This window comes from Arthrobacter sp. A2-55, assembly GCF_025548615.1.
Taxonomy (GTDB): domain Bacteria; phylum Actinomycetota; class Actinomycetes; order Actinomycetales; family Micrococcaceae; genus Specibacter; species Specibacter silviterrae.
The window spans coordinates 1-24332 of record NZ_JAJLOZ010000033.1; the positions used below are offsets into that span (position 1 = coordinate 1).

The following is a 24332-nucleotide window of genomic DNA, read 5'->3' on the forward strand; positions in this document are numbered from 1 at the left end:
CCTCTACGATTTGAACGGGCGCCTGCTGACAGTCCGCAAACATGGCACCAGCAAGTTCATGCACCCAGGCGGCAAGCCCGAGGCAGGCGAAAGCGCCGCGCAGGCCGGCTCGCGTGAATTAGCCGAAGAAATCGGTGTCCGTGTAGACGCCACCAGCCTTGAACTCATGGGCGTTTGGACAGGGACCGCCGCCAACGAATCCAATACCGACATTGAGGCCACGGTCTTCACTGCGCCGGGGACATGGGACGCCAGCGGCATCGAAGCAGCTGCCGAAATCGCGGAGCTGCGGTGGATGGACGTGGCTGATGCCAGCAACTTTGACGACCTCGCACCGCTTCTCACCGAGTACGTCCTTCCCCGGCTGGGCCGCTGACCCGGGTCTCGACGCGCTCGCAGAGCTCGCTGCTCGACCACCGGAAACCAGCCCGTCAGGCCTCTCCGGGCACCGCCGCGTCGGAAACAGCCGCCACTGCCTGGGCAAACTGGGTGTCGTGCAGCTCGGCGTAACGCCCCCCGCGGGCCATGAGCTCGTCGTGGGTGCCCCGCTCCACGATCTGCCCGGCCTCAACCACCAGGATGGCGTCGGCGGAGCGGATGGTGGAAAGCCGGTGGGCAATAACCAGCGCGGTGCGGCCCTCCAAGGCCTCGCCCAGGGCAGCCTGCACGGCGGCCTCGTTCGTGGAGTCCAGGGCCGCCGTCGCCTCATCCAAAATCACCACGGCAGGCTGGACCAGCAGCAGCCGGGCAATGGTCAGGCGCTGGCGTTCACCGCCTGAAAGCCGGTAGCCGCGCTCCCCCACCACGGTGTCCAGGCCGTCCGGCAGCGCTTCCGCAAATGCCGAAAGCCGCGCCCGCTTCAGCACGTCCCACAGCTCGGCATCCGTGGCCGTCGGCTTGGCCAGGCGCAGGTTCGAACGGATGGATTCGTGGAACAGATGCCCGTCCTGGGTCACCATGCCCACGCCCGCGCGCAGCCCGTCAAAGGTCAGGTCCCGCACGTCCACGCCGCCAATGGAAACCGACCCGGAGTCGACGTCGTACAGGCGTGAAAGCAGCTGCGCAATGGTGGACTTCCCCGCACCGGAGGAACCGACCAGCGCCACAGTCTGCCCGGGTTCGGCGCGGAAGGAGATGCCGTGGAGCACCTGCTCGCCGCCGCGGGTGTCCAGCACGGCCACGTCCTCCAGGGATGCCAGGGAAACCTTGTCGGCGGAGGGGTAGGCGAACTTCACGTCGGAAAATTCAATGGCCAGCGGCCCGGCCGGCACCGAAACCGCGGAGGGCTTCTCCGCAATCAACGGCTTCAAATCGAGGATCTCAAACACGCGGTCAAAGGAGACCAGCGCGCTCATGATGTCCACGCGGGCGTTGGCCAGGGCGGTGAGCGGGGCATAAAGGCGGGTCAAAAGCAGTGCCAGCACGACGACGTCGCCCGGCTTCAGCGATCCGCCGATGGCCAGGGTGCCGCCCAGGCCGTACACCAGCGCCAGGGCCAGGGAGGACACCAGCATAAGCGCGGTGAAGAACACGAACTGCATGATGGCCGTCCGCACGCCGATGTCGCGGACCCGGCTGGCCCGGGAGGCGAATTCGCGCGACTCCTCCGCGGGCCGGCCAAAGAGCTTGACCAGGGTGGCGCCCGGGGCGGAGAAGCGCTCCGTCATCTGGGTGCTCATGTCCGCGTTCAGGTCCGCTGCTTCGCGGCGCAGCCCGGCCAGCCGGCGGCCAAAGCGGCGGGCGGGCATGAGGAAGATCGGCAACAGGACCAGGGCCAGCAGCGTCACGATCCAGGACGTGTTCAGCATGACAATCAGGGTCAGCACCAGCTGCACGGAGTTGGAGACGATGCCTGAAAGCGTGCCGGAAAATGCCTGCTGCGCACCAATGACGTCATTGTTCAGCCGGCTGACCAGCGCGCCCGTGCGGGTTCGGGTGAAGAACGCAATGGGCATGCGCTGCACGTGATCAAACACGGCGGTGCGCAGGTCCAGGATGACGCCCTCGCCCAGATTCGCGGAAATCCAGCGGATCACCAGCGACAGCCCCGCATCCAGCACGGCCACCAGCGCAATGAGCAGCGCCAGGTTGACCACCACGTCCACGGCGGTCTTCGCCACGATCGCGTCAACCACCTTCCCGGCCAGCACCGGCGTGGCCACGGCGAGCGCTGCCGAGACCACCGACAGCACCACGAACACCAGCAGCTTGCGGCCGTACGGCTTGGCAAAGCTGACCGTCCGGCGGAAGGTGTCCTTCGAAATGCCGCTGTTGCTCTTGTCCGAGCGCATGGTGCTCCACAGCGAGCTCCAGGCGGCGCCTTCCATACTCATTCGCGTGCTTCCTTAATACTTGGCGGGCAAGCTACCAGCCTAATCGCCCCGCGGCCTCCGGGGAATTCCGGGCAGCCCATTCCGCTGCAGGCACGACGCCGGGCTGCCGCGGCCCGGGCGGGCACCGTCGCCCCGGGGTGGTGTGCCTAGCGCAGCTGGAACCCGTGAGTCAAATCACGCTCCGCCAAGGGACGTAACCTGCGGAAATATTACCTCTTGCTTTGCCGTTCCACAGTGGTAGCGTCACAGGACGGGCGGCGTGCGGAACTTCGCAGCGCCTTCGCACTTTTTCACAGTTAGGGACCCCCCATGAATCGTCGTACTTTCGGACTTGTTGGCATGCTTGCAGCGGCATCGATCGCCCTTGCCGCGTGCGGCGGCACGGGCGCGGGTGCCGGCACTGGCGGTTCGTCCTCCAACGCCTCCGGCGGCGACACGTCCCTGAGCAGCGTCAAGGCAGCAGGCCAGATCGTGTTTGCCACGGAGGGGACCTACAAGCCGTTCAGCTACCACCAGGGCGGCGCGGGTGACCTGACGGGCTACGACGTCGAGGTGGCCACGGCGGTTGCCGCCAAGCTGGGCGTGAAGGCGAAGTTTGAGGAAACCCAGTGGGACTCCATCTTCGCGGGCCTGGAAGCCAGGCGCTTTGACGCCATCTCCAACCAGGTCACCTCCACCCCGGAACGCCAGGCCAAGTACGAGCTCTCCACGCCGTACACCGTGTCCCAGGGCGTCATTGTCACGAAGGCGGACAACACCTCCATCAACTCCTTCGCCGACCTCAAGGGCAAGTCCACCGCGCAGTCCCTGACCAGCAACTGGTACACGCTCGCCAAGGACAGCGGCGCCACGGTGCAGGCGGTGGAAGGCTGGGCCCAGTCCGTGTCGCTGCTCAAGGACGGCCGCGTCGACGCGATCGTCAATGACAAGCTCACCTTCCTCGACTACCAGGTCACGAACCCGAACTCCGGCCTGAAAATTGCGGCCACCACGAAGGATTCCTCGGACTCCGTCTTCGCCTTCCACAAGGGCTCCAAGGCCCTGGACGCGGCAGTGAACACGGCCCTGAAGGAACTCGCAGCGGACGGCACGCTGACCAAGCTGAGCGAAAAGTACTTCGGCCAGGACGTCTCCAAATAGGCCCCGGAAAAGCACCCGGGCGCTAAGGTTCAGCCATGGATTTATTTTGGAGTTCGCTCGGGCCAATGCTCCTGGGCGCCGTCAAGGGCACCATCCCGCTGGCGTTGGCATCCTTTGCCATCGGGCTGGTGCTGGCCCTCCTGGTGGCCATGCTGCGGATCAGCCGCAGCCGGATCGCCAACGGGGCGGGCCGGTTCTACGTCTCGGTGATCCGCGGCACGCCCCTGCTGGTGCAGCTGTTCGTGATTTTCTACGGGCTGCCGGCAGTGGGCGTGAAACTGGACCCCTGGCCCAGCGCCATCATCGCGTTCTCGATCAATGTGGGCGGCTATGCGGCGGAGGTGATCCGCGCCGCGATCCTCTCCGTCCCCCAGGGGCAGTGGGAGGCCGGGCACATGATCGGCATGTCCCGCGGACAGACCCTGCTGCGCATCATCTTGCCGCAGGCCGCCCGCGTGTCCGTCCCGCCGCTGTCCAACACCTTCATTTCGCTGGTCAAGGACACTTCGCTGGCATCCCTGATCCTGGTCACCGAGATGTTCCGGGTGGCCCAGCAGGTGGCGGCGTTCAGCCAGGAATTCATGCTGCTCTACCTTGAGGCTGCACTCATTTACTGGGTCATCTGCCTGGTGCTGTCCACGGCTCAGACCCAGCTGGAAAAGAGGTTGGACCGCTATGTCGCCCACTGAACCCGTCCTGCAGGTCCGGGGCCTGAGCAAGTCCTTTGGCGCCAACACGGTGCTGCGCGGAATCGACCTGGACGTCCCCCGCGGCAAGGTGGTGGCGCTCATCGGCCCCTCCGGTTCCGGCAAGACCACCATCCTGCGCTCCCTCAACGGCCTGGAGACGCCCGACGCCGGTTCGGTCACCGTGGGTGCCCGCGGCACCTCTGCGGATGGTGCGGCAGGCGCGGCCGGCGGGCCGGGCAGCGAAGGGGGCACCGGCGTCGAGCCTGTCCTGCCGGCGCTGACGCTGGACTTTGGGGCGAAGGTGACCCCCAGGGAGGTTGCTGCGCTGCGCGACCGCAGCGCCATGGTGTTCCAGCACTACAACCTTTTCCCGCACCTGACGGTGCTGCAAAACGTCATTGAAGGGCCGGTGCGCGTGCAAAAGCGGCCCCGTGCCGAGGTGGTGGCGGAGGCCGAAAAGCTGCTGGACCGGGTGGGGCTGCTGGAGAAGAAGGACGCCCACCCCTTTGAACTGTCCGGCGGGCAGCAACAGCGCGTGGGCATTGTGCGTGCCCTGGCGCTCAAGCCGCAGCTGCTGCTTTTCGACGAGCCCACGTCCGCGCTGGACCCTGAGCTGGTGGATGACGTGCTGGAGGTCATCAAGGAACTCGCCGAGGAAGGCTGGACCATGGTGATTGTCACGCACGAGCTCGCCTTCGCCCGGCAGACCGCGGATGAGGTGGTGTTCATGGCCGGCGGCGTGGTGGTGGAGCGCGGCCCGGCCAGCCAGGTGCTGCGCAACCCGCAGGAGGAGCGCACCCAGGCGTTCGTGCGCAGGCTGCTGCACGAAATTTAGTTCCGGCAGTCCCGGTGGTCGAGCAGCGAGCTCTGCGAGCATCGAGACCCTGGACCCCACACCCGGTGGTCGAGCAGCGAGCCCTGCGAGCGCGTCGAGACCAGGCGCGTCGAGACCAAAGATTTCGACGCTCAATCACCGGCAGATGGGCAGTGCACCCCATCGCGGACCGGCGCGCCGTCGCGTAGCTTGGTACTCAGTTGATGGCATTGCCGGCTTCCACGGCAATCACACCTTGCACCGGGGGAAATAAATGACCGATCCAGCCACGCCGCGCCCAGTAATACTGCGCCGGCTCGAGCTCAGCCTCGCCGCCTGGCAGCTGCTGGCGGAAAGCGCGCAAACGGCACTGAAACTGCCGCAGCCCACGGACCAGCCCAAGGGGCAGGAAGCAGGGCAGTCCAACGGACAAGCAGCCGTGCCGCTCACCGAAGAAGCCGCCGCCGCGGCGTGGGCCGAGCTCGCCGGGCTGGGACTTTCCCCGGCGGCCGGCGAGGTGCAGCGGGAGTGGCTGGCCGCCGTCGCACTTCTCTTCGCCGCACCCCTGACCGTGGCTGCCCGGGCAACGTACCAGGGCACCAGCACCACCAGCGCCATCGGGCTGAGGAGCGGCCGCGGCATTGCCGTCCACCAGCGCCAGCTTTCCGAAGCCACGGGAGCCGGCACCGTGGTGACCGGCAGCGAGGACCTGGTGGAGGTGACGCTGTTTGACGAGGACAAGCTGTGGCCGGCCCTCCGGCGGCTGCTCCCGCCGCTCGATGCGGTTCGCGCTCCCGCGAAGGCTGCCCCGTTGGGTTCGACGCCGGCAGCCGTGCTGGGCGCCGACACGGACTTGAACGCCCTGCCGGAACCGGCAGACGGCCTGGTGCGCAGCGAGGACGCCAACGTCACGCTGAGCGTCACAGCCGCTCCCGAGGGCGGACCGGCGCACGTTTGGGCGGGCATGTGGAGCGCCAAGGACGGCCATTTGTATTCCGTCCGCACACGGACGGCTGGCACCCCGGATTCGACGTCCACGGAAGCCTTGATTACGGAAGTTCCGGCGGGACACATTGCGCACGAGCTGATTTTCGCCGTGGTGGGCGGGCACGATGTCCTCAGTGCAGCCCGGGCGGAGGCGGCACGATGAGCGAAACGATGCTGGGCCTGGACCCCAAGGACTGCCTTGACCTGGTGAAGCTGCTCAAGGATTCCGCGCACCGGTTGGAACAGAGCAGTTCGCAGCTGAACCAGTCGGTGGCCCGGACGGGCTGGCAGGGGCCGGACAGCCAGCGCTTCCGCGCGCAGTGGCCCGGCCAGCGCGCCCAAATGCTGCAAACCGCCTCGGCCCTGGGCGATCTCGCCTCCGTGGTGCTGCGCAATGTTGCCGAGCAGGAACGCGCCAGCGCCGCCGAGGAAGGGGGCGGGGGCCTGCTGGACAAATTGTTCGACGGCGCCCACGGCCTATGGGACGACCTCACCACAGGGGCCGGCCACATTGTCACTGAGGTTGAGAACGGCGTCGGCTGGCTCATCGAGCGGGGCCCGGGCGCAGCTTTCGCCAAGTCGGGACTGAACTTCCTGGACCAGCTGAACCACCTGGGCGTGATGGGTGCCGACGCCCTTGCCGGAAAACCGCCGTCAATGGCCGGGCTGGTTTCCCAGCTGGCCCTGGCGGCGGGCACCGGCCTGAGTGCGGGCGTGCTCGGCCTGAGCGGCGGCACCATCAACCTGAACCTGTTCGACGACGGGTCACCCAAGGTGGGCGAACCCGTGCCGGTTGGCAACAATTCCGAGCGGCGGGTGCGCCTGCCCAGCTCCCTCAGTGAAATCTTGGGGGGCGTGGACGACGCCTACGCCATGAATGGCACAGCTGTGAGCCCTGACGGGGACATCCGTATTGTCAAGATCAAACAGGACGACGGTTCATCCGCCTACATCGTCAACATCCCCGGCACGGAAAACTGGGGCATCAATGGCAACAGCAATGCCCGGGACCTTACCGGCAACCTGATGCTCGTGGCGGGCCAGTCCACTACGGCCTGCCAGGACGTGGCCCTTGCCATGCACAAGGCGGGGATCCCGCCCGGGGCACCTGTCATGATGGTGGGGCACAGCCAGGGAGGCGTGATAGCCGGCCAGCTGGCCTCCGATCCCGCCTTCACCTCACAGTTCAATGTCACGAATATCCTGACGGCCGGCTCGCCCATCGACAATGACGCCATTGCACCAGGCATCCAGGTGCTCGGCGCCCAGCACCACGGCGACATTGTGCCGAAACTTGACCTGGGCGGCATGGGCGCAGACCTCGGCATGCCGGGACCGCAGCCCAACGTCACGCTGGTCACCATGGACGATCCGCCGCGGGACACCCTGGGGAACATCCTCCACTATGCGCCGTCGCCCGTTGGAAACCTGATTCAGGATGTCCGGGACATTGGGAGCAACCACGCCAACGGCAGCTACCAGTCAGACCTGGCCAATACGTCCAAGTACCCGTCTGTCGGTGCCTACGAACAAAGTCCGTCCATGAGGCCGTTTCTCAGTGCCGACCCTTCGAAGGTCACCGCTGTAGACGTGCCCGTGGGCCGGAAATGATAGGGGACGGGCCATCATGACACGCAGATTTAGTATCGTTTTACTCATGGGACTCATCGCCGCAATCCTCGCCGCCTGCAGTGGAAGCTCCGGAGTGGTGAAGGACGTCGACGCCGCAATCAACCAGGTGCCCGGCGTTGTCGCGACGACAACGACATACAAGAACACTGCAGGCATGACCACCACCATGGGGGTGCGGGTCACGGCAGACTCCGGCGCCGATCTCAAAACCATCCTGGACGGAGCGCTGCGCGCCTTTGCGAAGTCATCCGCTTCGGTCGACGGCTCGGTTTCGGTCGCCTTCTATGTTTTCCCTTCCGGTGCCGAGAACGACGGCATCGGACCCGAAGTGTACGGCATGAGCGTCTCCCCCAGCGTGGACCAAATCCGCCAGTACGCCGGTTCAAACAATTGATTCAGCGCACCGTCCCTGAATTCATCGAATGGGCCGGCTCCGCGGGCTAGCTTCAGTCGCCGATCCGCCCGCCATGCGTGTATACGTTCAAGGTGTCACCGCGGCTAAAGCCCACCAGCGTCACCCCGGACTCCCGGGCCAGCTCCACGGACAGGGACGACGGCGCACTCACGGCCGCGAGCAGCGGCACCCCCGCCATCGCGGCCTTTTGGACGAGCTCGAAGGACGCCCTCCCGGAAACCTGCAGGATGGTGTTTGCCAGGGGCAGCTGGCGCTCCCGGAACGCCGCACCCACCACCTTGTCGACGGCGTTGTGGCGGCCCACGTCCTCGCGCAGGATCAACAGCTCGCCATCCGGGGCAAACAGTCCTGCGGCATGCACACCGCCTGTCTTTTCAAACAGTTTCTGCTGTTCACGCAGGATGTCCGGCAGCGATGCGAGCACTTCCGCCTTGACCAGCGGCTGGTCCACCGGGGCGGTGATGGCGTAATGCGAGGATTTCCGCACTGCGTCGATGGAGGCGGTGCCGCAGATTCCGCAGGCACTGGTGGTGGTCACATTGCGCTGCGCGGCCAATGATGGCAGGACCACGTCCGGGCGCAACTGGGCCTCCACCACGTTGAACGTCTGCTGCCCGTTCTCATCCTCGCCCGCACAAAACCGCAGGGAGATGAGTTCATCGGGCTCATAAATGATCCCCTCGGAAACCAGGAATCCCGCCACCAGGTCAAAGTCGTCCCCGGGCGTGCGCATGCTCACCGTGAACGGTTCGTGGCCCAGCCGAATCTCCAGAGGTTCCTCTGCGGCGAGGGCCTCCTCGCGCACCACGCGCCGGTGGCCTGCAATGTCCAGTTTTGTTGCCTTTACTCTAAGAATCAGGCGTCCCATGGGTCCTCCAATTGACTGTGCCCCTCCTTCCAAGGGTAGATCGTTCCCGGGAAAGTCACAGCGCCGTCCGGTAGGCCTGAATTCGGCCATGGAGGGATAGGCTGGCCGGAACGACTTTTCACCGGCAACGAGGGATGCAGAAATGGCGGGCAAGCTGCCACAGGAAAACATTGACGAACAGCAGCTCACCGTGGGCCCGGTGAAGCACAGGGCCGTGGGCATCCCCGGCATCCTGCACTCCATGGAGGTCTCCCTGAACCAGATGGGCCCGCTGCGCACCGCCCAAACCCTGCTGCGAATCAACCAGAAGGACGGCTTTGACTGCCCCGGCTGCGCCTGGCCCGAGGGCGAGACGCGCCACGCGGCCGAGTTTTGCGAAAACGGGGCCAAGGCGGTGGCCGAGGAAGCCACGAAAAGGCGCGTGCCGCCGTCGTTCTTTGCCGAACACAGCGTCAGCGAACTGCGGGAATGGGACGACTTCCGGCTGGGGCAGCAGGGCCGGCTGACGGAGCCGATGTTCCTGGCCGAGGGGAGCGAGCACTATGTGCCCGTCTCCTGGGAGCAGGCCCTGGGCATGCTGGCCGAGGAACTCACGGCGCTGGCGGATCCCAACGAGGCCATTTTTTACACCTCCGGGCGCACCTCCAACGAGGCCGCGTTCCTGTACCAGCTCATGGTCCGCGGGCTGGGGACCAACAACCTGCCTGACTGCTCCAACATGTGCCACGAATCGTCCGGTTCGGCGCTAACGGAGACCATCGGCATCGGCAAGGGCTCGGTGTCGCTGGCGGACATGCACCAGGCCGAGCTGATCATCGTCGCCGGCCAGAACCCGGGCACGAACCACCCCCGCATGCTCTCCGCGCTGGAGAGGGCGAAGAAGAACGGTGCCGTGATCGTGGCCGTGAACCCGCTGCCGGAGGCCGGGCTGATGCGCTTTGAGAACCCTCAGACGGTGCGCGGGCTGGTGGGCGGCGGCACGGCGCTGGCCGACGACTTCCTGCAGATCCGGCTCGGCGGGGACCAGGCGCTGTTCCAGGGGCTCGGCAAGGTCCTGCTCGAGGAGCAGCGCCGCCCCGGCTCACCGCACGGAGGCCGCGTGTTCGACACCGCGTTCATCGACGAACACACCACAGGGCTGGGCGACTACCTGACGCAGCTCGAGGCCGCCGACTGGGCGGAAATTCTCACGGCCACGGGGCTGACCGAGGAACAGATCCGGGCCACGGGCGCCCGCCTGCTCGCCTCCCGCGCCACCGTTGTCTGCTGGGCCATGGGCCTGACCCAGCACAAGCACTCCGTGGCCACGCTGCGCGACGTGGTCAACGTGCTGCTGTTACAGGGCAACATCGGCAAGCCCGGCGCCGGCGTCTGCCCGGTCCGCGGCCACTCCAACGTCCAGGGCGACCGGACCATGGGCATCTTTGAACGCATGCCCGCCGATTTCCACGACGCCCTGGACGCCGAGTTTTCCTTCACCTCGCCCCGCGCCAACGGCTACGACACCGTCGCGGCCATCGCGGCCATGCGCGACGGCAAGGCCCGCGTATTCCTCGGGATGGGCGGGAACTTTGTGCGCGCCACCCCGGACTCGCTCGTCACCGAGGCCGCCCTGGGCAAGCTGTCCCTGACCGTGCAGATCTCCACCAAGCTCAACAAGTCCCACCTGCACACCGGCCGCCAGGCGCTCATCCTGCCCACCCTGGGCCGCACCGAGCGCGACACGCAGGCCGGCGGCGACCAGCGCGTCACCGTCGAGGACTCCATGGGCGCCGTCCATGCCTCCCGCGGGCGCCTGGCCCCGGCGTCGGCGTCGCTGCTCTCCGAAGTCGCCATTGTGTGCCGGCTCGCCGCCCTGATGTTTTCCACGCCCGACGGCGGCACCCGGCAGGGAGCGCCCGCGGCGGACTGGGCGGGGCTGGCTGCGGACTATTCCCGCATCCGCGCCCACATTGCCCGTGTGGTTCCGGGTTTTGAGGACTTCGAGGCGAAGATCGAGCGCCCCGGCGGATTCATCCTGCCCCACGGACCCCGCGACTCCCGCACCTTCACCACCGAATCCGGCAAGGCGCATTTCACCGCCAACATGCTGGAATATCCGTTGGTGCCCGCCGGCCGGCTGCTGCTGCAGACCCTGCGCTCCCACGACCAATACAACACCACCATCTACGGCAAGGACGACCGCTACCGCGGCATCAAAAACGGCCGCCGCGTGGTTTTCGTCAACCAGGCGGACCTGGACGCCCTGGAGATCGCCAACGGCGACATGGTGGACCTGGTCTCAGAATGGAAGGACGGCGTGGACCGCCGCGCACCCGAGTTCCGCGCTGTCGCCTACCCCACCCCCGTGGGCTGTGCCGCAGCCTACTACCCCGAGACCAATGTGCTGGTGCCGCTCGATTCCACCGCCGACACGAGCGGCACACCAACATCCAAATCCGTGGTGATCCGACTGGAACCCGCCGCCTCCCGTCGAGATTCGAGATAACCACCGCCCTCATTGGTGGTTATCTCGAATCTCGACGGCGGGGCAGGGGTGGGCGTCGGCAGGCCCGTCAGCGGATCAGGTGCGGAGCCCGGGCGCCGATGAGGCCAAACAGGTTCTTCGGATCCTCCGGACTGGCCACGAGGTCGATCTCGTCGAAGAAATCGGTCCCGGCAACGGCGTCGCGAACGTAACGAAGGGCTGAGAAGTCCTCGATGGCGAACCCCACGGAATCGAAGATGGTCACTTGTTCCGCCGTCGTGCGGCCGGCGGCCTGGCCGGTAAGCACGCGCCAGAATTCCGTCGCCGGGAAATCGGCCGGCATTTGCTGAATTTCCCCTTCAATCCGGGTCTGTGGATCAAATTCGACAAAGACGTCGCCCCGGGCCAGAATGGCCGGGTCCAGCTCGGTCTTGCCGGGGCAGTCCCCGCCCATGGCGTTGATGTGCACGCCGGCTTCAATCATGTCCGCCGTGAGGATGACGGCTTTTGCCTTGTCAGCCGTGCAGGTGGTGATGATGTCGGCACCGCGGACAGCGTCGGCAGCAGAGCTTGCCACGATGATGTCAAAGCCAAGCGGGGCCATGTTCCGCACATACTTTTCGACGGCGGCAGGATCGGTGTCCCACACGGAAACCTCATTGATGCCCAGCACGCTGCGGAACGCCAGGGACTGGAATTCAGATTGGCTGCCGGCACCGATGAGTGCCAGCCGCTTCGAGTCGGGACGGGCCAGCTTCCTGGCCACCATGGCGGACGTTGCGGCGGTACGGAAAGCCGTCAGGAGGGTCATTTCCGAAACAAACGTGGGGTAGCCGTTGCTGACGTCGGCCAGAACCCCGAAGGCCGTCACGGTCTGGAAGCCGCGGGAGGGATTGGACGGGTGCCCGTTGACGTACTTGAAGCCGTACGTTTCATGGTCGCTGGCCGGCATCAGTTCGATGACACCAAAAGGCGTGTGGCTGGCCACGCGGGGCTTTTTGTCGAAATCTTCCCAGCGGCGAAAATCATCCTCAACATAGCCCACCATTTCGGCCAGTATGTGTTCGGTTCCCTGGGCGGCCGCCCACCGGACCATGTTCCCGACATCCACAAAACGCGTCATTGCGATCCTTCCAAAAGTCATTGATGCTTCCACTGTAGGTCTGGTCGATTTGCATGTTCAATGAGCAATCAACCTACATTCAGCGCAGATATTGCACATATCTGACAGGCAATCCATACAATGTGATCATGACTAGCTTGGATGACCTGGACCGGCGGCTGCTGTCCGCGCTGCGCGAGAACGGCAGGGAGCCGGTGGCCGCCCTTGCCCGCCGCCTGGACGTTTCCAGGGCAACAGTGAACAGCAGGCTGGCGCGGCTGGTGGATTCCGGCACCATCGTGGGCTTTTCCGTCCGCGTCCGTGACGAAACCAACGCCGGCTCGATCCGGGCCATCTCCCTGCTGGAAGTCGAGGGCCGCGCCACCGACAAGGTGATCCGCGCCCTCAAGGGCCTGCCTGAAATCAGGGCCCTGCACACCACCAACGGCGCCTGGGACCTGGTGGCCGAGCTCGCCATGGACAACTTGGCGGCGTTTGACCAGGTGCTGGGCCGGATCCGCTCCATCGAAGGCATCGTCAACAGCGAAAGCAGCCTGCTGCTCAGCTCCGTGCTGCGCTAGCGGACGCCTTCCGCTCAGCCCGCCTTGCCGGAGGCAAATAGCAGCGGCAACTTGGCGCCCATGGTGCATTCAAGCAACTCCGCAACTGCGGAATTCGTCTCGTAGAGATCGGTCAGGCGCAGGCTGATGAGTGTGTTCATGAGCATCCCGTGGGCCAGGAAGTCACGTGTCATTTCCTCACCCAGCCCGGCCTCGTCACGCACCAAGCGGTAGATGCCCACGAAGCCGTCGCGGGCGCACGCCCCAATGACGGGTTCGTGCCCCGCAATGAACGACTGCATCATCATCAAGAGAATGCCGCGGTCCTGGACCAGGTCGGCATAAGCCAGCGACATGAGCTGCTTGAGCTGAACCTCCCGGCTGGAACCCTTGTCCGGGTCGAGCAACGCCACCTTCCCGGCGAGCCGTCCGGCGTCGTAATCGGCAATGACGGAACGGAAGCTGTCCATCAGCTTGCCCAGCGCCCGGTCCAGCGCCTCCAGGAACAGGTTCTCCTTGGTGCCAAACATTCTCACCACGTAGGGCTGGCTGATGTGCGCCGCCTTGGCCACCTGGTCAGTGGTTGCACCGGAGTACCCGCGTTCGGCAAACACGGCCGTGGCCGCCTGCAGGATGAGCTCACGGCGTTCAGCTGCCGGCATGCGCGCGGGCCGGGCCCCGGATTCCCGGACAATTTTCTTCACCATACTTGACATGTTATCAGTTGATAACTACATTTGCTGATAAGTAATCATCCAATTACCTCAACTGTGAAGAAGTTCTCATGAAACGCCCCATCCCGGCCTGGCTGGCCATCACGGCCGCCTCGCTCCCTGTATTCATGGCCACCCTGGACAACCTGGTGGTCACCAACGCCCTGCCCGTCATCCACGAGAAGCTCGGCGCCGGCGTCGAAGAGCTGCAATGGGTGGTCAACGCCTACGCACTCAGCTTTGCCACCTTCATGCTGCTGGCCGTGGGCCTCGGCGACAGGCTGGGCCGGCGCCGGGTCTTTCTCGCCGGGCTCTCCATTTTCACGCTGGCATCCGCAGCTGCCGCCCTGAGTCCCGACCCCACGGCGCTCATCGCCGCCCGGGCCGTGCAGGGACTGGGCGCGGCCGCCATCATGCCCCTGTCGCTGACGCTGCTGGCCGGATCAGTCAGCCGGGAACGGCGCCCGCTGGCCATTGGCATCTGGGGCGGCGTCTCGGGGCTGGGGGTCGCCCTCGGCCCGCTGATCGGCGGCGCCGTGGTGGAGGGCTGGAACTGGCAGGCCATCTTCTGGCTGAACGTCCCCTTCGGCTTCGTTGCCGTCCCTTTGGTGCTCCTGGGCCTGCCCAACAGCTTCGGCGCACGGCTGAAGGCCGACGTCGCCGGCCTGGTGCTGTCCGGCCTGGGCCTGCTGGGGCTGGTGTTCGGGATAGTCCGGGGCAACACCGCCGGCTGGACCAGCACCGAGGTGCTGCTTCCCCTGATTGGCGGCGGCGCCCTGTTGCTCGCTTTCGTCGTCCGCGAATGGCGCGCCGAGGCACCCCTGCTTCCCCTGCGGCTGTTCCGCGACCGCAGCTTCACGGTGGCCAACATCGTGGGCTTCACCTTCAGCTTTGGCATCTTCGGATCCGTGTTCATCCTGATCCAGTTCCTGCAGGTGGTCCAGGGCTACAGCCCGCTCGAGGCCGGCGTGCTCACCATGCCGTGGACCCTGGCGCCCATGTTTGTGGCCCCGCTGGCCGGCCTCCTGGCCCCCCGGCTGGGCACCCGCACCCTGATGATCACCGGCCTTGCCCTGTTGACGGCCGGCATGTTCTGGCTCGCCGCCTCACTGAGCTCCACTGTCGCCTACCCGGTGATGGTGCCCGGCTTCCTCGCTGCGGGCATCGGCATGGGCCTGGTCTTCGCCCCCATGTCCACCGCCGTACTCGCCAACATGCACCAGGACGACCACGCCAAGTCCTCCGGCGCAAATGCCACCCTGCGTGAGGTGGGCGTGGCCCTGGGGGTCGCCGTCCTGACCGCCGTGTTCACCGGGGCCGGCGGGCAGCTCACCCCCACGGGCTACGTGAATGCCGCCATTCCGGCGATCTATGTGGGTGCCGCCGTCCTGGTGGTGGCCACAGCGTCCGCCTTCTGGCTGCCATCCCTCAAGCGCTCCCGCGAGCTGGCCGCCGCCATCCCCGGGGACACGCACGACGGCGGCGCACCGGTCCCGCTGCCAGCGCACGCCTGACGCCGCCCACCTGACGCCGGAAAAATACCGGGCCGCCGCACTGTGTCCGCAGCGGCGGCACCCGCTAAGCCCAGTCGCCCCCGCGCAGCCAGGCCAGGGTCTGCTCCCAGAAGGTGTCCCGGTAGCGGCTGTGGAACAGGGCGAAGTGGCCCAGGGACGCCTCGCCGTACTGCGACGGGTGCAGCCGGACAATCCGGGACGGGCTGTTCGGCGTATACGCCACGGCCCGCCGCATGGCTGGCAGTGTTGCGTAGGAATCGTCGGTGGGCGCCAGGGCAAGGATGGGCGCCGTGACGGCAAACTGGTGCCCGCGGAGGGCGGCACGCTGGGAAGCTGCGGCCGATGCGGTAAAGTCCTTGCGGCTGCGCGCCCAATCCAGGGCCACACCGGCGGGCAGGTCCTCCATCAGGCCCAGCCGCTTGGCCGGAAAATACCCACAAGCTGCCACGAGCGGCAGCATGAGCGCCGCGCGGGCCCAATGGCCCAGCTGGTGCCTGAAGCGGAGGTCGCGCCAGTAGGCATGTTGCGCCCCCACAGTCAGGATCCGGGACAGGGCAGCGGCATTTGCTGCCAGGCCCACGCCGTAGCCGCCGTAGCTGTGGCCCACCAGGTTCACCGGCAGCCCTTCCGCCTGCGCCATTGCCCAGCCCACCACGGCGTCGATGTCCAGCGAACCCCACTCATGCCAGCGGACCTGCTGGCCGCGCAGGGGCCCGCCGCGGGATTCCCCGATGCCCCGATAGTCAAAGGTGACGGCCGTGAAGCCGTGTTCCGCCAGGAAGGCCGCATACCGGTGGTAGTAGTTGGCCTTCACTGCGGTGGCGCAGGCCACCACCACCGTTCCCAGCCGGGCCACCCCGTCCGGCACCGCAAAGACGTGCCCGTGCACCTCCCGCCCGTCGGCGCACCTGACCGACAAGGCGGCAGGGGCCCCGGAAATCACGCCCACGGGAGGCCGAATGCCGTGAGGGTCTCCCCCATCTTCGCCCCGTGCGGCGGCACCACCATGATGCCGTCGGCTGCCGCAAGCCCGCGCATCATGGCGGAGTCCGTGAAGGCGCATGGCGAGGCGAGGCCGTAAAGCAGCCGGTACGGCATGAGGCGCGTGGGCCCGTGGTATTCCTTGACGGGCGATCCGCACACCACCTCCACCGTGGCCGGCATGGGCAGGCTGGCAAGCCTGGCGAGCAGGGGCGCGCCGATCGAAATGAGGCTGGTCATGGCCGCGAGGGGGTTCCCCGGCAGCCCCACCACAAAGCGGCCATCGGGCAGTTCCGCCAGCAGGGTGGGGTGGCCCGGGCGCATGGCGATGCCGTCAATATGGAGGGTGGCGCCCATCTGTCGCAGCGCGGGCCGCAGGAAGTCCACGCGCGAATGGCCCGTGGCACCGGTGGTGATGACAACATCGGCCGGGTCGTCGTCGAAGTCCGCCAGGGCGTCCAGCATGGAAGGCAGGCTGTCGCCTGCACGCTGAAGCCCGACGACGGAGCCCCCCAACGCTTCCACCACGCCTCCCAGCTGGGGCGAGAAGGCGTCGCGGACGTGGCCGGGGTCCGGAATTCCGCTGGAGACCACCTCGTCGCCGGTCAGGACCAGGGAGACGGCGGGACGGCCCAGGACGGACAGGAAGTCCAGCCCGCCCAGCGCGGCAAGGGCAAGATGGGCCGGATTCAGCCGCACCCCGGCCTTGACCAGGAGCTCGCCGGCCGCTGCCTCCTGGCCCGCCGGGCGGATGTGCTGGCCGTTTTTTGGCTCGCCGGGCCGGGCCGCGCCGTTGCGCACCAGGACCGGCAGGCCGTCGTCGTCCGTGGAAAGCGTCCCCGACTCGCTGCGTAGGACGGCCTTGGCACCGGCCGGAATCAGTCCGCCGGTCACCACGGGCACGGCCTGTCCCGGGGACAGGCGGCGCCCGGGCTCGGCCAGGATCCAGGGCGGGCTGCCGGCAACTGCCCAGCCGTCCATGGCGGACGACGCGTAGTGCGGCATGGCGTGGAGCGAATGTACGTCCGCGGCCAGTTTCCGCCCGGCGGCCTGAGCCAGCGGCACGTCGTGGGCCGGGAGCGGTTGTGCCACGCCATAGGCCAGCGCCCGCGCCTCCTCCCACGTGTGGGGCAGCGGGCGCGGCGCGGTGGCCGGTTCCTCGATGGGGGGCTCCACGGCCGGCTACTCCGCTGCGCGCTGCGGGGCTGCGTCCGCCGCGCCGGCCGCCGGTGATTCCGGGGCGGGGGCTTCGGCTGCGGCCAGCTGTTTGGCCAGGCCGAGGGCCGCCGCCATGGCGGCCTGGTCGGTGGCCTGGCCGGAGCCGGCGGCAAGCCCCGCGGCCAGCCCGGCCACAAAAGTGGTCAGCGGCGCGGCGGGCCGAACCACGGCGTGGGCTGCCACGCCGGCGAGGTTGAGCACTGCGTGGGTGTCGACCTTTACATCTGCGAGCTCAAAGGCGGCAAGCAGCTTGGCGAGCCAGGCCTCCAGCACGTCGTCATGGTTTTCCATGGTTCCACCTCTCCTGGCCCGGCCGCCTGTCACCGCGGCGCCGGATCTTGATCCTTGGCGGCGATTCCATGCATCCGGGCGTCTTCCCACGTGTCAATGTCCGCCGTCAACCCCGGGGGCACTGCGCATTCCTTGGTGTTCACACTAGCAAGCAGCGAGAACACTGACGCGTTGCTGAGGCGGTGTGACGCCCGCGCCGCATCCACAGCCGCGCGCAGGGGGCCCAGCGGGTATATTGCCGCGAGGGGCTGCCGCCGGCCGCCGTCCACGGCCATGACGCCGGTGCCGGGATCGTCGCCCTCCAGCCCTGCCGCCAAAAAGCGCACCAGTTCGCTTGCCTGGGGCATGTCGCACGCCAGGACCAGCACATGGCCGCCGTCTGCACCTGCCGGTGCCCGCGGCCGGGCCCCGGATGCCCCAGGGAGGGCTCCGGCCAGTTCCGCGAGCCCGGCCGCCAGCCCCGCTGCGGGCCCGGAATAGGGCGGATTCTCCCGCGCAAAAACCACCCGGCCCGCCAACGGGCCCAGCCAGGGTGCCAGCAGTTCCGCCGGCCCGACGACGGCGACGGCGGGGGCTGTGGCCCGGCCCGAGTCCTCGCACTCCGGCCCCTCGCACTCCGGCCGGGCGTCCCTGCCCGGCCCCTCGCTGTCAATGAGGGCGAGGGCAGCCTCCACGGTCCGGGCCAGCAGGGTAATGCCCCCAACTGTGAGCCCGGCCTTCGGCACCCCGCCCAGACGCCGGGACAGTCCCCCGGCGAGGATCACAGCCTGCATGGGTGCGTGCTTGCGTTCACTGCCGAAGTCCCCGTCGCGGCATCCAGTGTCCATGAAGTTCATGCTAGCCCGTCCGGAACGTTCGGCTCCGTGCCACCCGGCCATAAATGTGCACTCACCGCATATTTACAGGAACTGCATTTATACTGGTCCCATGTCCATGGAAACCCTGCGCAGCAGAAAACGCGCCGCCACGAGCCAGGCGATCCGCAGGGCCGCCGTCGAGCTGGCCCTGCAGCAGGGCTACGAAAATGTCACCGTGGACATGATCTGCGCGGCCAGCATGGTCTCCCAGCGCACCTTCTTCAACTATTTTGGTTCGAAGGAGGGCGTCTATGTCGGCGCCGAAAAGGCCATGCCCACGCCGGAACTCATCCAGGGCTTTGTTGAGGGCAAGGGCAGCAGCGTGTTTGGGGACCTTTTCAGCATGCTGGCCCAGACCATAGTCAGCACCGAGCCGGACCTTGCCCTGTTCCAGGCCCGGCACCAGTTGATCCACCAAAGCCCGGAACTGCTCAAACGGGAAAAGGCACGCATTGGCGAGGTCGAGGAAACGTTCGTGCGCTACGTCATGGACCGCTTCCATTTCCAGGGACGCACCGAAGAACAAACCCCCGACCTTGAGGACGAAGCCCGCATGGTGGTCTCCCTGGTCTCGGGCGCCATGCGCTTCGCCATGCAGAAGTGGGTGGCCGGCAATTTCACCGACACCCGTGAGGAATTGGTCCGCTCGGCCTCCAGCCTGATCCAGCGCATCACCAGCAGTGAGCACTGGCCCTAATCCGGCGCCGCAACGGCCAGTTGCTGCGCAGCGCAAGCCGCGGCAGCGCGCCGTCGTACTTGGCCGGCAATCCGCCGCCCTTCCACTTTTACCCGTTCGCGTGCAAGGAACCTTTCATGACGTCGACCACCAAAATTGCCCATCCTCCCACAACGGGCGACCGCCGCAGCATCCTGCTGGTTTTTGCCGGCCTGATGCTGACCATGTTGCTGGCATCGCTGGACCAGACCATTTTCAGCACCGCCCTGCCGACCATTGTTGGCGAGCTCAACGGCGTCAGCGAGATGCTGTGGGTCATCACCATCTACATTCTCGCTTCCACCATCATGCTGCCCATTTATGGCAAGCTGGGCGATTTGATGGGGCGCAAAGGCCTGTTCATCTCCGCGATTTCCATCTTCATCCTCGGCTCGATCGTGGGCGGTTTTGCGCAGGACATGACGTGGCTCATCATTGGCCGCGGCGTCCAGGGGCTGGGCGGCGGCGGCTTGATGCTGCTCTCGCAGGCCATCATTGCCGACGTGGTGCCGGCCCGTGAGCGCGGGCGCTACATGGGCATCATGGGCGGCGTGTTTGCACTGTCATCCGTGGCCGGGCCGCTGCTGGGCGGCTGGTTCACCGACGGAATCGGCTGGCGCTGGGGCCTGTGGATGAACATTCCGCTGGGCATCATGGCCATCATTTCCGCGGTGTTCTTCCTGCGCCTGCCCAAGCACCCCCACGGAAATGCCCGCGTGGACGTTGCCGGCATGGCCGTGCTGGGCATCACCTCCACGCTGCTGGTGCTGGTGAGCACCTGGGGCGGCACCAAGTACGACTGGGGCTCGCCACAGATCATCGGCATGGCCATTGGCACGTTGGCCGCGGGGGCGGCATTCGTGTGGATCGAACACCGGGCAGTGCACCCCATCATGTCCTTGCACCTTTTCAAGGACCGCAACTTCAACCTGACCACGGCGGCAGGCCTCATCACCGGGATCGCCATGTTCGGCACGCTGGCCTACCTGCCCACCTATTTGCAGATGGTCACGGGTGCCAACGCCACGCAAGCGGGCTTTTTGATGATCCCCATGATGGCCGGGCTGCTGGTCACTTCCATCGTCTCCGGGCAGTTTGTCAGCAAGACCGGCAGGTACAAGTGGCTGCCCGTGGCCGGCATGTTGATTGTGGCGGGTGCCCTGGTGCTGCTTTCCACGATGACCACCGCCATGCCGGTTTGGCTCATCTGCGTCTACCTGGCAGTCATGGGCATCGGGCTGGGGACCAGCATGCAGATCCTGGTGTTGATAGTCCAAAACCAGTTCCCCAATTCACAGGTGGGCATGGCCACGGCGTCCAACAACTACTTCCGCCAGGTGGGAGCCTCGCTGGGTTCCGCCGTCGTCGGCAGCTTGTTTGCCCACCGGCTGGCGCAAATCCTCACCGAGCGGATGTCCGCCGGCGGCGGCCAGCAGGGTGGCGGCATCAATTCCCTGACGCCGCAGATTGTCCGGCAACTGCCCGAGCAGGTGCGCAGCATCATCATTGGCGGCTACAACGACGCCCTGACGCCGATCTTCGCCTACATGGTGCCGCTGCTGCTGGTTGCTGCGGTGCTGTTGATGTTCGTGAAGGAGATTCCGCTGGCAACCAGCATTGACCGGCAGCCCTCACCGGAAGACGCCGGCGTTGCGGTGGTCGGCGTTGCGGTGGTCGGCGTTGCGGAGGCCGGCTCCGCAACGGTGGACGGTTAGCCTCGACACGTCAAAGGGCCCCGTCATGGTGACGGGGCCCTTTGACGTGGTTGCTGCTTGGCTTAGTGGCCGATCGCGATGAAGACCGGGCCGGAGCCGACGTTCACGGAGTACAGAACGGTTGAACCGTTGAATCCGCCGTGGACGGCCATGCCGTTGCCTACGTAAACAGCGATGTGGGCCATGCCGCCGCCACCGTTTGCGTAGTAGATGAGGTCACCGGGCTGTGCTTCGGCCTGGCCCACGGTGCGGCCCAGGGACATGTAGTCCGCCGGCCAGCCGTGGAAGTTGATGCCTGCGGCCGCCAGGGAGTTGGAGGCCAGCGCGGTGCAGTCCTGTGCAACACCCAGCTGGGCGTAAGCCGCAGCTGCAATGGTTGCCCCAATGCCGCTCTTGACAGCAGGCTTGGCGGCCGGCGCAGGAGCTTCAGTGGTTGTGATGACGGGAGCTGCGGTTGCGGGAGTTGCTGCGACTGCGGCAGCCGGGGCTGCTGCAACATCGTTGCTCTGTGCTGCCACGACGGGTGCCTGCACAGCAGGAGCCGGCGTGGAAGTGACCACAGGGCTTGCGAAGGAAATCTTTACTGTGGATGCCGCCGTTACGCCGGAGGCCAGCTCCGAGTTCAGGCTAAGCGTGGTTCCACCGTCAGATGCACGCTCCACGGTGGGGGTTGATGCGTTTGCTGCGATACCAGAAGTAAGGACAAGCCCTGAAGCTGCTGCGATTACAGCGGCCTGGCGTCCGACACCACCGACGTTGGAGCTGACGGCTTTCGAGATGACGGAGATCGGGCTGGTCTTAACAACCTCGGCGCGGTGGCGCCCAAGGGCAGTGTTTGAAGACAAGAAGGATCCTCTCCCAAAGCCTGCGAGGTAAGCTGTCGGATTCGGATGGGAGTCACCCGGCCGCATTCCCATCCACCGCTGAAGACGAATCTTCTGTGCGGATGTAGTGCGACTTCACCCCTAGGACTTCTCGTGAAAACGAAGCCCGATATTGGTTCCCCCGCCCCTGCCAGACGATTGTTACGAACGGACCATGAGCAGTGGCAGAGCTAGGCAATCCACTCATGGGCGCCCGCTTGATTCGAAGCAGGCGCGGTTACGACGGTACAACAGATTTTCGCCAATGTCACGTTCCGGTCACGGTGCGGTGTCAAAGCCGTGACCTGGCACCCCCTGTGGAGGGATTAAAGCCAGCCTTGCGGGTCAACGGTTTCGTCATCCACCAGCACCTCAAAGTGCAGGTGGCAGCCGGTGGAGTTGCCGGTGGTGCCGCTCAGCGCAATGAGGTCGCCACGCTCCACTTTTTGCCCGACTTTGACGCCGATTGAGCTGAGGTGGCTGTAGCTGGTTGAGAGGCCGTTGCCATGGTTGATGACCACCCGGTTGCCACCGCCAAACTCATGCCATTGCGCGTAGCTCACGGTGCCGCCGGCAGAAGCAAATACCTCGGTCGAGCACTGGATGGCAAAGTCCTGGCCGGTATGGAAGTCTCCTGCGGCTCCGGTCACGGGATTGATGCGGGCTCCAAACGGCGATGTCTGTACCAGGTTTTTCAGGGGTGCCGACAGCGTCCCCTTGGCTGCCTGGGGTGTCACCTTGGCGGCCTCGACCTGCAGTGTCTGCTTCAGCTGACCATCAAGGTTGAGCGAGCTGCCCACGGCCGGGGTGGCAAAGCTGATGGGCACGTCCGCGGCCGCTGTCACCAGGGATTGCACCGCCAGGGCCGGTTGGGCGTCCACGGCCGGGAGTGCGCCGCCGGCGGAGGGAAGGGCGACGGCCAGCGCCAGTCCTGTCGCGGCCAGCACAATTCCCGCTGTCTGCCCCGCGCCACTGGGGAAGCCGGGCTTTCGGCCGGCACGGACCCTGTAACGGGATCCGGAGCGGGCCGGGTGGCCGTGCGCAGTTTGCGGCTTGGCCCTGCCCCGCTCTGCGGCGAGCGCTTCCCGGCGGCTGGCCGGGACGCCCTCGGGCACACAGGTGGCCTGCACAACCACGCGACGGCGGCCGTGCTGAATTGCCTCTGACACTCAATACCTCTCTATAAAGGCACCTGCGAGGTTAGCTGTCGGATTCGGATCTGAGTGCAGCTTGTTGATCCGGCCCGCGCCCGGCACATTGGCATCCCGTTGCAGTCCTGGCGGAGTGCGTGGATGGGATTTAAGTGCGTGGCCTGCGGGCTTCACCCCAAGGCGGACTGTTGGGTCCGCCGCTTGTGGTTCCCCCGTCCTTGCCTGAATTGCTTGCAAACCATCTTTTGAAGGCAAGGCTCGGTGTCAAAAGTTGGTAACGCTTTGGTTACAGCGCCGTTGGCTACTATACGGTAAATCTGGCCGCCGTGATAATTCCGTTATCTCCTGGGCGGCTGGCGCCGGGGCCATGGAGGGCGCCTTCAGGGCTAGTCAGCTCATGGAAACAAAAACATGTGAGGCAACTTCGGGAGGCAGTTCCAAGGCGCCTTCGATGCCTGGGACGCGAACCGAGATGTATTCGCCCACCTGGGCCAGCGAAATCTGCGCGCCGGGGCGCAGGCCGCCCTCGTCCAGCTGGCCAAGAAGCTCCGGTTCCACCTGAATGCGCTCCGAGAGCCGGTGGATGGTGACGGACTGGTCCGGGGAGTAGGTGCCCATGGCCTCCACCAGGGTCACCAGCCCGGCAGAGAACTCCGGCGCCACTTCCCCGCCCAGTTCCTCCAGGCCCGGGATGGGGTTGCCGTAGGGCGATTCCTCAGGCTTGCCCAGCAGGTCATACAGCCGCTGCTCCACGCGTTCACTCATGACGTGCTCCCACCGGCAGGCCTCCTCATGCACGTAGGCCCAGTCCAGGCCAATGACGTCGGAAAGCAAGCGTTCGGCCAGGCGGTGCTTGCGCATCACGCGGGTGGCCTTGTCCCGACCGGCGGGGGTGAGCTCGAGGTGCCGGTCCCCGGAAACTATCACCAGGCCGTCACGCTCCATGCGCCCGATGGTCTGGGACACGGTGGGACCGGAATGGTGCAGGCGCTCTGCAATGCGGGCCCGCAGGGCAACGATGTTCTCTTCTTCCAGCTCCAGAATGGTTCGCAAATACATTTCCGTCGTGTCAATCAAATCTGTCACGTCAGATTCCTCCTAATGTTGAGCGAGATTCCGGGCAGGGGCCTGACTCCCTACGTTATCGTGCTTAATACAAGGGATGAAAACGGTCCTTTGTTCCCGGCCGGCACCCACAGCCCGATTGTTTCGGCATGCGGCCCGCATTTCGGGATGGGCGCCATTTTGCGGCAGAATTGGCACCAGGCCCTTGGCGCCTTTACTTCCATCGCTTAAATTTTGGAGCA

23 protein-coding genes and 2 riboswitches are annotated in these 24332 nt (G+C 66.2%); of the genes, 12 read left to right on the forward strand and 11 right to left on the reverse strand.

The window, feature by feature from the left end; all coding sequences use genetic code 11:
* Positions 1 to 376, forward strand: a 376-nt coding sequence (locus LPN03_RS10720; protein WP_262454238.1) for an NUDIX hydrolase, incomplete at its 5' end; no start/stop codon positions are given.
* Positions 377 to 431: 55 nt separating this feature from the next.
* Here LPN03_RS10720 and LPN03_RS10725 read toward each other — a convergent pair.
* The gene (locus tag LPN03_RS10725; RefSeq protein ID WP_165183537.1) at positions 432 to 2333 is read right to left on the reverse strand and encodes an ABC transporter ATP-binding protein; all 1902 of its coding nucleotides are present in this window, start codon (positions 2331 to 2333) and stop codon (positions 432 to 434) included.
* 309 nt (positions 2334 to 2642) lie between these two features.
* Here LPN03_RS10725 and LPN03_RS10730 point away from each other — a divergent pair, with 309 nt between their 5' ends.
* The 6 genes from LPN03_RS10730 (at position 2643) to LPN03_RS10755 (ending at position 7989) form a co-directional block, all read left to right on the forward strand.
* Positions 2643 to 3473 (forward strand): amino acid ABC transporter substrate-binding protein, encoded by an 831-nt coding sequence (locus tag LPN03_RS10730; protein WP_165183538.1) that lies wholly within the window; start codon positions 2643 to 2645, stop codon positions 3471 to 3473.
* A gap of 35 nt (positions 3474 to 3508) precedes the next feature.
* Positions 3509 to 4162 (forward strand): amino acid ABC transporter permease, encoded by a 654-nt coding sequence (locus tag LPN03_RS10735; protein ID WP_262454239.1) that lies wholly within the window; start codon positions 3509 to 3511, stop codon positions 4160 to 4162.
* Entirely contained in the window at positions 4149 to 4997 is an 849-nt protein-coding gene (locus LPN03_RS10740) for an amino acid ABC transporter ATP-binding protein (protein ID WP_165183540.1), read from the forward strand. The genes LPN03_RS10735 and LPN03_RS10740 overlap by 14 nt, the downstream gene beginning before the upstream one ends.
* A 253-nt stretch (positions 4998 to 5250) precedes the next feature.
* Positions 5251 to 6126, forward strand: a complete 876-nt coding sequence (locus LPN03_RS10745; protein ID WP_262454240.1) for a hypothetical protein — start codon at positions 5251 to 5253, stop codon at positions 6124 to 6126.
* Positions 6123 to 7574 (forward strand): hypothetical protein, encoded by a 1452-nt coding sequence (locus tag LPN03_RS10750; RefSeq protein WP_262454241.1) that lies wholly within the window; start codon positions 6123 to 6125, stop codon positions 7572 to 7574. Before LPN03_RS10745 ends, LPN03_RS10750 begins: the two co-directional genes overlap by 4 nt.
* Positions 7575 to 7620: 46 nt before the next feature.
* A complete protein-coding gene (locus tag LPN03_RS10755) occupies positions 7621 to 7989 on the forward strand; it encodes a hypothetical protein (protein ID WP_165183543.1) in 369 nt (122 codons plus the stop codon).
* Positions 7990 to 8041: 52 nt separating this feature from the next.
* Here LPN03_RS10755 and fdhD read toward each other — a convergent pair whose 3' ends face one another.
* On the reverse strand, positions 8042 to 8878 hold the full coding sequence (fdhD, locus tag LPN03_RS10760; RefSeq protein ID WP_262454242.1) for a formate dehydrogenase accessory sulfurtransferase FdhD: 837 nt from the start codon (positions 8876 to 8878) through the stop codon (positions 8042 to 8044).
* Between the two features lie 142 nt (positions 8879 to 9020).
* On the opposite strand from fdhD, the gene LPN03_RS10765 reads away from it, so the two are divergent.
* Positions 9021 to 11366 carry an FdhF/YdeP family oxidoreductase gene (locus LPN03_RS10765; protein WP_262454243.1) on the forward strand — a complete coding sequence of 782 codons (2346 nt, stop codon included), beginning with the start codon at positions 9021 to 9023 and terminating at the stop codon, positions 11364 to 11366.
* Between the two features lie 67 nt (positions 11367 to 11433).
* On the opposite strand, the gene LPN03_RS10770 is transcribed toward LPN03_RS10765, so the two are convergent.
* Complete coding sequence (locus tag LPN03_RS10770; protein WP_165182295.1) at positions 11434 to 12468, reverse strand: ornithine cyclodeaminase; 1035 nt, start codon at positions 12466 to 12468, stop codon at positions 11434 to 11436.
* Positions 12469 to 12596: 128 nt separating this feature from the next.
* Between LPN03_RS10770 and LPN03_RS10775 the strand changes: the two genes are divergently transcribed.
* Complete coding sequence (locus LPN03_RS10775; RefSeq protein ID WP_165182294.1) at positions 12597 to 13028, forward strand: Lrp/AsnC family transcriptional regulator; 432 nt, start codon at positions 12597 to 12599, stop codon at positions 13026 to 13028.
* Between the two features lie 14 nt (positions 13029 to 13042).
* On the opposite strand, the gene LPN03_RS10780 is transcribed toward LPN03_RS10775, so the two are convergent.
* Positions 13043 to 13714 (reverse strand): TetR/AcrR family transcriptional regulator, encoded by a 672-nt coding sequence (locus LPN03_RS10780; RefSeq protein ID WP_165182293.1) that lies wholly within the window; start codon positions 13712 to 13714, stop codon positions 13043 to 13045.
* Positions 13715 to 13791: 77 nt separating this feature from the next.
* Between LPN03_RS10780 and LPN03_RS10785 the strand changes: the two genes are divergently transcribed.
* On the forward strand, positions 13792 to 15234 hold the full coding sequence (locus tag LPN03_RS10785; protein ID WP_165182292.1) for an MFS transporter: 1443 nt from the start codon (positions 13792 to 13794) through the stop codon (positions 15232 to 15234).
* 64 nt (positions 15235 to 15298) lie between these two features.
* On the opposite strand, the gene LPN03_RS10790 is transcribed toward LPN03_RS10785, so the two are convergent.
* Genes LPN03_RS10790 through LPN03_RS10805 form a run of 4 tightly spaced genes read right to left on the reverse strand, consistent with a single transcriptional unit; the run spans position 15299 to position 18551 of the window.
* Entirely contained in the window at positions 15299 to 16183 is an 885-nt protein-coding gene (locus LPN03_RS10790) for an alpha/beta fold hydrolase (RefSeq protein ID WP_262454244.1), read from the reverse strand.
* Entirely contained in the window at positions 16174 to 17391 is a 1218-nt protein-coding gene (locus LPN03_RS10795) for a molybdopterin molybdotransferase MoeA (protein ID WP_262454246.1), read from the reverse strand. The genes LPN03_RS10790 and LPN03_RS10795 overlap by 10 nt, the downstream gene beginning before the upstream one ends.
* 6 nt (positions 17392 to 17397) lie before the next feature.
* Positions 17398 to 17724, reverse strand: a complete 327-nt coding sequence (locus tag LPN03_RS10800; protein ID WP_240901989.1) for a DUF6457 domain-containing protein — start codon at positions 17722 to 17724, stop codon at positions 17398 to 17400.
* A 29-nt stretch (positions 17725 to 17753) separates the two neighbouring features.
* Positions 17754 to 18551, reverse strand: coding sequence for a molybdenum cofactor guanylyltransferase (locus LPN03_RS10805; protein WP_262454247.1), 798 nt, complete (start codon positions 18549 to 18551; stop codon positions 17754 to 17756).
* A 100-nt stretch (positions 18552 to 18651) separates the two neighbouring features.
* Here LPN03_RS10805 and LPN03_RS10810 point away from each other — a divergent pair, with 100 nt between their 5' ends.
* On the forward strand, positions 18652 to 19278 hold the full coding sequence (locus LPN03_RS10810) for a TetR/AcrR family transcriptional regulator (RefSeq protein ID WP_165182291.1): 627 nt from the start codon (positions 18652 to 18654) through the stop codon (positions 19276 to 19278).
* Between the two features lie 116 nt (positions 19279 to 19394).
* On the forward strand, positions 19395 to 21011 hold the full coding sequence (locus LPN03_RS10815) for an MDR family MFS transporter (protein WP_262454248.1): 1617 nt from the start codon (positions 19395 to 19397) through the stop codon (positions 21009 to 21011).
* Between the two features lie 62 nt (positions 21012 to 21073).
* Here the strand turns inward: LPN03_RS10815 and LPN03_RS10820 are convergent, their stop codons facing one another.
* The 3 genes from LPN03_RS10820 to LPN03_RS10830 form a co-directional block, all read right to left on the reverse strand.
* The gene (locus LPN03_RS10820) at positions 21074 to 21856 is read right to left on the reverse strand and encodes an NlpC/P60 family protein (protein WP_240901987.1); all 783 of its coding nucleotides are present in this window, start codon (positions 21854 to 21856) and stop codon (positions 21074 to 21076) included.
* A gap of 3 nt (positions 21857 to 21859) precedes the next feature.
* Positions 21860 to 22058: riboswitch (cyclic di-AMP (ydaO/yuaA leader) on the reverse strand.
* A gap of 142 nt (positions 22059 to 22200) precedes the next feature.
* The gene (locus LPN03_RS20815; RefSeq protein ID WP_306987322.1) at positions 22201 to 23043 is read right to left on the reverse strand and encodes a M23 family metallopeptidase; all 843 of its coding nucleotides are present in this window, start codon (positions 23041 to 23043) and stop codon (positions 22201 to 22203) included.
* Positions 23044 to 23045: 2 nt separating this feature from the next.
* A riboswitch (cyclic di-AMP (ydaO/yuaA leader) is annotated at positions 23046 to 23271 on the reverse strand.
* Positions 23272 to 23415: 144 nt separating this feature from the next.
* On the reverse strand, positions 23416 to 24111 hold the full coding sequence (locus LPN03_RS10830; RefSeq protein ID WP_165182288.1) for a metal-dependent transcriptional regulator: 696 nt from the start codon (positions 24109 to 24111) through the stop codon (positions 23416 to 23418).
* Positions 24112 to 24332 lie beyond the last annotated feature (221 nt).